The sequence below is a fragment of the Pseudomonas sp. GM48 genome (assembly GCF_000282335.1).
Lineage (GTDB): Bacteria > Pseudomonadota > Gammaproteobacteria > Pseudomonadales > Pseudomonadaceae > Aquipseudomonas.
The window spans coordinates 43,553-52,899 of record NZ_AKJM01000187.1; the positions used below are offsets into that span (position 1 = coordinate 43,553).

The 9,347-nt window shown below is 57.1% G+C and carries 9 protein-coding genes and 4 tRNA genes; 9 read left to right on the forward strand and 4 right to left on the reverse strand.

Features of this window, described 5'->3' with window-relative positions; all coding sequences use genetic code 11:
- Positions 1-53: 53 nt before the first annotated feature.
- The 5 genes from PMI28_RS00715 to PMI28_RS00695 all read left to right on the forward strand — a co-directional run bounded on the left by PMI28_RS00715 (position 54) and on the right by PMI28_RS00695 (position 2,158).
- Positions 54-1,295: an aspartate kinase gene (locus tag PMI28_RS00715; RefSeq protein ID WP_007992785.1), complete on the forward strand. Its 1,242-nt coding sequence runs from the start codon at positions 54-56 to the stop codon at positions 1,293-1,295.
- A gap of 188 nt (positions 1,296-1,483) precedes the next feature.
- Positions 1,484-1,672, forward strand: coding sequence for a carbon storage regulator CsrA (gene csrA, locus PMI28_RS00710; protein ID WP_002554426.1), 189 nt, complete (start codon positions 1,484-1,486; stop codon positions 1,670-1,672).
- Positions 1,673-1,734: 62 nt separating this feature from the next.
- Positions 1,735-1,825: transfer RNA gene (locus tag PMI28_RS00705), tRNA-Ser, on the forward strand.
- A 107-nt stretch (positions 1,826-1,932) separates the two neighbouring features.
- A tRNA-Arg gene (locus tag PMI28_RS00700) sits at positions 1,933-2,009 on the forward strand.
- Between the two features lie 72 nt (positions 2,010-2,081).
- Positions 2,082-2,158, forward strand: a tRNA-Arg gene (locus PMI28_RS00695).
- A 19-nt stretch (positions 2,159-2,177) separates the two neighbouring features.
- On the opposite strand, the gene PMI28_RS00690 is transcribed toward PMI28_RS00695, so the two are convergent.
- Entirely contained in the window at positions 2,178-2,696 is a 519-nt protein-coding gene (locus PMI28_RS00690) for a hypothetical protein (protein WP_007992787.1), read from the reverse strand.
- 320 nt (positions 2,697-3,016) lie between these two features.
- Here PMI28_RS00690 and mgtE point away from each other — a divergent pair, with 320 nt between their 5' ends.
- Entirely contained in the window at positions 3,017-4,459 is a 1,443-nt protein-coding gene (gene mgtE, locus PMI28_RS00685) for a magnesium transporter (RefSeq protein WP_007992790.1), read from the forward strand.
- Between the two features lie 102 nt (positions 4,460-4,561).
- Here mgtE and PMI28_RS00680 read toward each other — a convergent pair whose 3' ends face one another.
- The gene (locus PMI28_RS00680; protein ID WP_007992792.1) at positions 4,562-4,888 is read right to left on the reverse strand and encodes an Arc family DNA-binding protein; all 327 of its coding nucleotides are present in this window, start codon (positions 4,886-4,888) and stop codon (positions 4,562-4,564) included.
- 110 nt (positions 4,889-4,998) lie between these two features.
- Here PMI28_RS00680 and PMI28_RS30850 point away from each other — a divergent pair, with 110 nt between their 5' ends.
- A complete protein-coding gene (locus PMI28_RS30850; protein ID WP_007992794.1) occupies positions 4,999-5,148 on the forward strand; it encodes a hypothetical protein in 150 nt (49 codons plus the stop codon).
- A 153-nt stretch (positions 5,149-5,301) separates the two neighbouring features.
- On the opposite strand, the gene PMI28_RS00675 is transcribed toward PMI28_RS30850, so the two are convergent.
- Both PMI28_RS00675 and PMI28_RS00670 read right to left on the reverse strand, forming a co-directional pair.
- Positions 5,302-5,481, reverse strand: a complete 180-nt coding sequence (locus tag PMI28_RS00675; RefSeq protein ID WP_007992795.1) for a PA3371 family protein — start codon at positions 5,479-5,481, stop codon at positions 5,302-5,304.
- 23 nt (positions 5,482-5,504) lie between these two features.
- Positions 5,505-5,726: a hypothetical protein gene (locus PMI28_RS00670; RefSeq protein WP_007992796.1), complete on the reverse strand. Its 222-nt coding sequence runs from the start codon at positions 5,724-5,726 to the stop codon at positions 5,505-5,507.
- Between the two features lie 292 nt (positions 5,727-6,018).
- Here PMI28_RS00670 and PMI28_RS00665 point away from each other — a divergent pair.
- Both PMI28_RS00665 and PMI28_RS00660 read left to right on the forward strand, forming a co-directional pair.
- Positions 6,019-6,095 (forward strand) — tRNA-Arg (locus tag PMI28_RS00665).
- A gap of 278 nt (positions 6,096-6,373) precedes the next feature.
- A partial coding sequence (locus PMI28_RS00660; protein ID WP_007992798.1) for a DUF5801 repeats-in-toxin domain-containing protein occupies positions 6,374-9,347 on the forward strand: 2,974 nt, incomplete at its 3' end.

Here is a 9,347-nt window from a genome sequence, read left to right on the forward strand (position 1 = left end):
ACGCTGTTTGAGTGATTATTTGGGCGCCCTTCATGGGCAGAGGCGGCTTTGAAATGGCTTTGATCGTACAGAAATTTGGAGGCACCTCGGTCGGCACTGTCGAGAGAATCGAGCAGGTCGCCGACAAGGTTAAGAAATTCCGCGATGCCGGCGATGACCTGGTGGTTGTGCTGTCTGCAATGAGCGGCGAAACCAACCGTCTGATCGATCTGGCCAAGCAAATCAGTGGCGACGGCCAACCGGTTCCGCGTGAGCTGGACGTGATCGTCTCCACCGGTGAGCAGGTGACGATTGCCCTGTTGGCCATGGCGCTGATCAAGCGCGGCGTGCCGGCGGTATCGTACACCGGCAACCAGGTGCGAATTCTCACGGATAGTGCGCACAATAAAGCGCGTATCTTGCAGATTGATGACCAGAAGATTCGCGGTGACCTGAAGGCGGGTCGTGTGGTGGTTGTCGCCGGTTTCCAGGGCGTCGACGAACACGGCAACATCACCACCCTCGGTCGTGGCGGTTCCGACACCACCGGCGTGGCGCTGGCGGCAGCCCTGAAGGCTGACGAATGCCAGATCTACACCGACGTCGACGGCGTCTACACCACCGATCCGCGTGTGGTGTCCGTGGCTCAGCGCCTGGACAAGATCACCTTCGAAGAGATGCTGGAAATGGCCAGCCTCGGTTCCAAGGTATTGCAGATCCGTGCGGTCGAGTTCGCCGGCAAGTACAACGTTCCGCTGCGCGTACTGCACAGCTTCAAGGAGGGTCCGGGCACCCTCATTACTATTGATGAAGAGGAAACCATGGAACAGCCGATCATTTCCGGTATCGCTTTCAACCGCGATGAAGCCAAGCTGACCATCCGTGGCGTGCCTGACATCCCGGGCGTTGCATTCAAGATTCTCGGCCCGATCAGTGCCGCGAACATCGAAGTCGACATGATCGTGCAGAACGTTGCGCACGATAACACCACCGACTTCACCTTCACCGTGCACCGCAATGACTACCAGGCGGCGCAAACCGTGCTGGAAAAAACCGCTGGCGAACTGGGTGCCCGTGAAGTCGTTGGCGACACCAAGATTGCCAAGGTGTCGATCGTCGGCGTTGGCATGCGTTCTCACGCAGGCGTGGCCAGCCGCATGTTCGAATCCCTGGCCAAGGAAAGCATCAACATCCAGATGATCTCGACCTCGGAAATCAAAGTCTCCGTAGTGATCGAAGAGAAGTACCTGGAACTGGCTGTGCGCGCTCTGCACACGGCTTTCGAACTGGACGCGCCGGCCTCCCAGGGCGAGTGATGCGTTTGCCAAAAGGCGCGGTCTGACCGCGCCTTTTGTTTTTTTGAATGGCAGGGCTCCCGAGACTGTTCTTTTGCTCGCGCTAGTCAATACTCAGGCATGTAGGGCTGCGACCGCTCCGGTTGTGGGTCGAGTGCCTTTTTTTTGCAGACTGTTGTCCCTGAAATGAAATGCGTGAGGAGAAAGGTATGCTGATTCTGACTCGTCGGTGCGCAGAAAGCCTGATTATCGGTGATGGCGAAATCACCGTGACCGTGCTCGGCGTCAAAGGAAATCAAGTGCGCATCGGTGTTAATGCTCCCAAGGAGGTGGCCGTTCACCGGGAGGAAATTTACCTGCGTATCAAGAAAGAGAAGGACGAAGAACCAAGCCATTAATTTTTATCGTTTTTTATGTTTGCAAACGGGGAAGAAGCTGGTTAATATACGCCCCGTGTTGCGGAGAGCTGGCCGAGTGGCCGAAGGCGCTCCCCTGCTAAGGGAGTACACCTCAAAAGGGTGTCGGGGGTTCGAATCCCCCGTTCTCCGCCATTATTTGCGTAGTACGTTGTAATCTGGCTTTTTCGGTAAGTTGTTGAAATTACTAGAAAAAGTGTTTGACATAGAGATTAGACGGCCTATAATGCGCGGCAACAAATGCACTCGTAGCTCAGCTGGATAGAGTACTCGGCTACGAACCGAGCGGTCACAGGTTCGAATCCTGTCGAGTGCACCATTTAAGAGTTATTTATAGCAATGTAAGTAACTTGGCTCCAACCAGTTGTGATCTGGTCTAAAAACACAAATTGCACTCGTAGCTCAGCTGGATAGAGTACTCGGCTACGAACCGAGCGGTCACAGGTTCGAATCCTGTCGAGTGCACCATACAACAGAAAGCCCGCATTTAATGCGGGCTTTTTGCCGTCCGGGATTTGGCTTTTCCTTTCGTGCATCCCTTCTCATCGAACTCCACCTGTGCGCTGCGACCTCGCTGGGTGTCGTAACGGTAGCTTGTCGTCGAATTGCGAATACTGATCTTGTCTGGCTTGCCGAGGGCGCTCTCGACGTCTTGTTGGCTCATGCCGGCTATCACTCGCTGATTGATGATCGCGTCCCGGCGCTCCCTGGCACTGATCAGGTTTCCACATTTGTCCTGCGTCTGGCCGACCACGGTCGGCTCTCTCCTTTTGATTATCATACCTGACGTTTCACGGGGTTCGGCTTCCGGCATGAGCGCTATCGTGCTGCCAGGTGTAAAGGTGCGGACATCCTGAAGTGAAGCGCTTTCTCCTGCGGCACAGCTCAGCGTCGTGAAGGTAATGCGCCCATTGGCCGCCTCGCAGCGGTGAACGGTGGTGGCAAGTGCCAGGGGCAGGGGGCTGAGCAGGGTGAGCAGTAAAAGGAATTGTGCAATCGATGGCATCGGGCGTCCTCCATGACGTTCCTTTTCAAGGGTAGCGGCTACAATTTTCGAAGGGTGTGTGTTTTCTTTTCAGAATGCGTCGTCGCATTTTCATGGATCAGGACGATGCTCAAGTTTGTTGTGCAAGCGCTTGTTTCAGCCAAGATTTTTTAACGTTTAAAACCGTCAGGCGGTGTATCATTGCGCCCGTCAGCCCCGCCGGGGCTTGTGGAATATCTCCATGGACTTACCCAGTAGTTACTCAGTACCCCGTTTTACCAATCATGAATTGACTGATTGATCCTTCCGGCGTGCCCCGCTGCTGGGAGTGGAGTTCGCCTATGTCCGAAGTTGAAGTAAAGAAAACGCAGGAAAGCTTGCAGGATCGCCTGGCTCAGGTGGTTGAATTGCTGCAGCGCCAGCGAGTTGTAGAAGACCTGACTCACCGCCAGGAAGGCCCGCATCATGACCGGGTCGAGAACCTGGTTCACCGGCAGAACCTCGTCGAGTTGCAACGCAAGCTCGATGACCTGCACTCCGCCGACGTCGCCTACATTCTTGAAGCCTTGCCGCTGGACGATCGTCTGACGCTCTGGCAACTGGTCAAGGCCGATCGCGACGGCGACATCCTTCTCGAAGTATCCGATTCGGTTCGTGAATCGCTGATCGCCGACATGGACGATCACGAGCTCCTGGCGGCGGCCAAGGACATGGATGCCGACGAACTCGCTGACCTGGCCTCCGAGCTGCCGCGAGACGTCGTCCATGAGCTCATGGAGACCCTCGACCAGCAACAACGCGAACGCGTGCGTTCGGCCCTGTCCTATGACGAGGAGCAGGTCGGTGCGTTGATGGACTTCGAGATGGTGACTATCCGCGAGGATGTCAGCCTTGAAGTGGTCCTGCGCTACCTGCGTCGTCTCAAGGAGTTGCCGGGTCACACCGACAAGCTGTTCGTGGTCGATTACGACGGCGTCCTCAAGGGCGTGTTGCCGATCAAGCGTTTGCTGGTCAACGATCCGGACAAACAGGTTTCCGAGGTGATGGCCAGCGATCCGGTGAGTTTCCACCCGGACGAAGATGCTTACGATGCTGCCCAGGCGTTCGAGCGTTACGACTTGATCTCCGCGCCCGTGGTCGACAAGAACAACAAGCTGATCGGCCGTCTGACCATCGATGAAATGGTCGACCTGATCCGTGAAGAGAGCGAAAGCGAAGTTCTCAACATGGCGGGTCTGCGTGAAGAAGAAGACATTTTTGCGTCGGTCTGGAAATCCCTGCGTAACCGCTGGGCCTGGCTGGCGATCAACCTGATCACCGCGTTCGTGGCTTCTCGGGTAATCGGTTTGTTTGAAGGCTCGATCGAGAAGCTCGTGGCGCTTGCGGCCTTGATGCCGATCGTGGCGGGGATCGGTGGTAACTCGGGCAACCAGACCATCACCATGATTGTCCGGGCCATGGCATTGGACCAGGTGAGCACCGGCAATACCTCGCGCCTGATGCGCAAAGAGTTGGCAGTAGCGTTGATCAACGGCGTGATATGGGGTGGGGTGATCGGGGTGGTCGCCTACTTGCTGTACGGCAGCTGGTCTCTCGGTGTGGTGATGACCGCCGCGATGACGCTCAACCTGTTGCTGGCGGCGTTGATGGGGGTTTTGATTCCGATGACGCTGGCGAAGATGGGGCGCGATCCTGCGATGGGTGCCAGTGTGATGATTACCGCCATGACCGACAGTGGCGGCTTTTTCATCTTCCTGGGGTTGGCAACCATCTTCCTGCTATAAAGTCCCTTTCACTAAAACCCGCGATCTGGCGGGTTTTTTTGTGCCCGGATTTCAGGCGAAAAAAAAGCCAGCGATCAGGCTGGCTTGAACTTTCTGGCTGAATCAGGACGCGTCGGAGGCCATTTCAGCGTCATGGGCGATCAGCGAAACCAGGGCGTTCTGCTGCCGGTGGGAGAGTTGCCGGAAGCGCTGCAGCAACTCCCGTTCGTGCAAGGACAACTCCGGGCTGTCCAGGCGCATGCTCAACTCTTCTCCCAGTGCGCCTTCCTGAATAAGACTCTGCTCGAGGCGCGCAATGATTTCGGAGTTCATGCTGCGATGATGATTGCGAGCCACCTCGGCAATGCGTTCACGCATTCCGTCTGGCAGACGTACGACGAACTTGTCAGCCGTACGGCTGGAATAAATTGCCTGTTTCAATGGGCGCATATATTTAACCGGTTAGTTCAGGGGAGCGGTTTTCGGGATTGGCCGCAGGATGTCTGGTAGGACAAGCGCTCTGACCAAATGTTCAACCTGAATTGATAGAGGCGCGCATCATGCCCCAAATCAGCCAGATCCTTGGCGTCAATTCTGTGACAAATATTGAACTGTATAAAGGCTTTCTGCCAGCACCAATTATCAGAAATGCATATTGGTTTGAAAAGTTCGACCGCGCCGTATCGTTTAGCGCCTTCTCCACCCGATGAAAGGTATCTGACAGCCAGGAAAAACAGGACTCGATCTCTGTTCCTTGCCTTTACAGAATAGTGGCAAATGGCCGATTTACTAGGGGGAGTCTTATGGCGGGGGGGAATTCAGGATGGATGGCAGGCCCCTGTGCCGGATCTGCCATACCCGGATTAGCGCAGGACCGGATCAAACTTGATCTTGCGTCCGGCAATCAGGGCAAGTACGAAAAGAGCGCTGAATACACCGCAGGCGATCAGAGGGAGGGTGACGACCATGTCCTGGGTCAATGACAGATGAAATATGCCGCTCAACAAGGCGAGGACGAAAAAACTCGCGGCTGATCTGGACATGCTGTGCTCCTGGTGAGGGTCATTCAAAATACCAAACGTTCGGCAGACGGAGCCGGCACCAGAATATTTTCCTGGCTGGCAAAGCCGTGCTGATCGCTCTTCACTGCCAACTGCGGGGCTTTCTGCAGTTGAAGGTAATGTGGCATTCGCTGGGCAACCTGCGCTGCACCGCTCTCGGGGGTAAAATGAAAACCCGGCAAAACCGTCAGGGCGATTGCATTCGAGAGTAAAAGGGCGCTGATCATGAGGCGGGCCTCCGTTGTTCTGTGAGAACAGCTGAAGCAGCACGCGTGCCAGAGTCTATCGGCAATTAAATTCATTAAAAACAACGAATTAGAATATTTTTGCGAAACGCCGATCATTGCATTTTGCAATGATGGCTTTTTGCGCTGATGCAATTTGCACGGTAAACAAATCCGCGCCCGGCAGAGGCGTCTGCCTACACTTAAAAAGCCCTACGGACGACATGACAAAAGCTAGCCCGACCGTTAACATGCACGCCGTCCATCGCACCGCGTTTCGTCGTGGTCAACATGTGTCTCAGTAGCTCAATTGGATAGAGCATCCCCCTCCTAAGGGGAAGGTTGGCAGTTCGAACCTGCCCTGGGACACCATATTTTGCAGCTCCCCCGCCTTATACCTGTTTCAACCCTTCATTTTCACCACTTGTAGATAAAGTTCGACACATTCAGGTACCTGAGATTTATCAAATCCATCAGCTCTACCTTCGCGACTTCCCCTCTCCTCTCCCAAGTAGTCTGAATCTCCCATCCCGCCTGGGAGTATCGGTCGATGTGCAGCCTGCGGTGCTTGTTCATAGTTGTGACCTATAGAGAACAGAAAATGGTCCAAGGTCGACCTCCGATGACTGGACCCCGCCCAGGAGAAAGTCATGACTATGCGCAAGAAGACTTCATCGCCAACGAATGACCTGACCAGTAACGCTGGTGACCATCCTTCACCCGTCAGCCACGACTGGACTTTTACCTACATTCCGACCGTCACCACCAACCTTAAAGACTACGCACCGGGCAGCACTGCCATCATTACAGCCAGCGGTTTCGCTGCCGGCAGCACAGTCACGCTCGAAGTGGACCACGCCATCGGTGCCGGCGCGGATGGTGTGTGGGGTACGTCCGACGATGTGCTCGATACCAACACTGGCGCGGGTCACGAGCCCTGGTCCGTGACCGACGGCGGCGCCGGCGATCTCGATGGCCAGGTCAACGGCAGCGTCACGACCTCGTGGTACGTGAATCCCGATGACTCGGCAGGCGCAACGTTTCTGCTCACCGCGGCCTCTGCGGGCGCCGATGGTGTGGTCGGCACCGCTGACGACGCCGTGGCGACAATGTCGTTTACGGACAGCGTTTTGGGCGTCGTGGCGACCGGCGAGGACGTTACGCTGGACGAAACGGCCGGGCTGCAGAACGGCACTGCCACTCCAGGCCCTGTGGGAGACGCGGACGACAACGACATTCTGGTGGCTTCCCTGCCCACGACCTTCGCTAACCGTTTGACCGGACTTGGGGCAGGCACCGCAACGGGTGCGGCCTTGAGCGGCTATACCGGTGCCGTGGGCAACACGGGCAGCAATGCGTTCACCATCACCGCTGACGCCGGAGCGAGCATTACCGATGTCAGCTTCGTCGGCAGCACAGGCGTACCGCTCAATGGCGTGGACAGCGGGCTGTTTACCCTCGATGGCACCAGCATCCTTCTCTATACGGATACGAACAACAACATCGTTCTGGGCCGAGCCGGCGGCTCAAGCGGCGCGATCGTGTTCGCAGCCTATATAGAAGAAACCGGATCGCCAGTCACGGGCGGCAAGATCTGGACCGTGGAGTACCAACCGCTCAAACATCCCGATATGACGAACGCCGATGATTCGCTCAATCTGCTGAATAAGGTTTTCATCGGAGCCAGTCAGGACATGGAATTCAGTCTGGCCAATGCGCCCTCCGGTCAGAACCTCTTCCTGATGTTCACGAAGGCGAACCCGACTGTTGTCAACGACGGCGGCGTGTTGCGGATCACGGATCCCACCATTATCGCCACCGGCAAGGACCCCGCTGACCAGTCAAGCGGCGCCAATATAACGACTGGCGACACGATCAATACCAGCCAGGCGGGGGGACCGACCACCTTCGGCACCAACAATCAGATGATTGTGGAGCAAGAGGGCATCCGCTTTTCGTTCGTTACGGGTGCCAGGCAGAATGTGACCATTCCCAACCTGGATCAGAACGAAGCCGATGTTGAATCCAACGTCGACTTTACCGGCGTGTTCAATGCGAAATCGGCCAGTTTCGATGTCGTGCAGTTGCAAAGCGGCAAGAGTGCTGTGGTAAGAGTCAGCGCATTCAGCACCGCTGCTGAGCCTGGCACGAATTTCATCAATGGGTATGCGAATGATGCGTCGGTGGCCATCACCAATGTTCGCGTCTTCAACAGTATCGGGCAGGTGATCGAGAACTCAAACGGCTCGGTGAATGATCCGGCCATCACCATCACCATCAGCTTTGCAGCAGGGGTTGCAACCATCATCGGCGTTAAAGCCGGCTACCAGATTGAATACACCACGACGGCGGACCACAACCGCGTGCTCGTCGAGAACGGGGCGGCCGTCAATGCCAAGGGCAATGAGCACGCCGATTTTGATATCGGTGGTTTCACGCTGGTCCAGGCCTCTGTATCCAAAACCGAAATCGGTTCCAAGATCATTTTCGACGACGATGGACCGAGCATCACCACCACGGGCGCAGAGCCAACGCTGACTGTGGACGAGACGGTACTGGCGATCAACGCGACCCAGAGTTTCGCCGCCAACTTCAACTCGGCGTTTGGCGCCGATGGTGCCGGCACGCTGACCTATGCGCTGGGCGTGGTGGCCGGGGCTTCCGGGCTGATCGACACGGCCTCGGGCGAGGTGGTGAACCTGTCGCTCACCGGTGCCGTGGTCGAAGGCCGCACGGCCACGAGCAACCTGCTGGTGTTCACGGTCAGCGTCGCCGCCAATGGCAGCGTCACGCTCGACCAGCTTCGGGCCGTGGTGCATGCCGACGCCAGCAATCCTGATGATTCGAAGACGTTGACCTCGGACAACCTGGTGACGCTGACGGCGATCAAGACCGACAGGGACGGCGACAGCGCCCAGGCGACCCTCAACATCGGGCAGAACCTGGTGTTCAAGGACGACGGGCCGAGCATCACCACCACGGGCGCAGAGCCAACGCTGACAGTGGACGAGACGGTGCTGGCGACCGATTCTACGCAGAGTTTCGCCGCCAACTTCAACTCGGCGTTTGGCGCCGATGGGGCTGGCACCCTGAGCTATGCGCTGGGCGTGGTGGCCGGGGCTTCCGGGCTGACCGACACGGCCTCGGGCGAGGTGGTGAACCTGTCGCTCAATGGCACCGTGGTCGAAGGGCGTACGGCCCTCAGTAGCCTGCTGGTGTTCACGGTCAGCGTCGCCGCCAATGGCAGCGTCACGCTCGACCAGCTCCGGGCTGTGGTGCATGCCAACGCTACCAATCCTGATGATTCGAAGACGTTGACCTCGGACAACCTGGTGACGCTGACAGCGACCATTACCGACAAGGACGGTGACAGCGCCCAGGCGACCCTCAACATTGGACAGAACCTGGTGTTCAAGGACGACGGGCCGAGCATTACCACCACCGGCACGGAGCCAACGCTGACCGTGGACGAGACGGTGCTGGCGACCAACGCGACCCAGAGTTTCGCCGCCAATTTCAACTCAGCGTTTGGCGCCGATGGTGCCGGCACCCTGAGCTATGCGCTGGGCGTGGTGGCCGGAGCCTCCGGGCTGACGGACACGGCTTCGGGCGAGGCGGTGAACC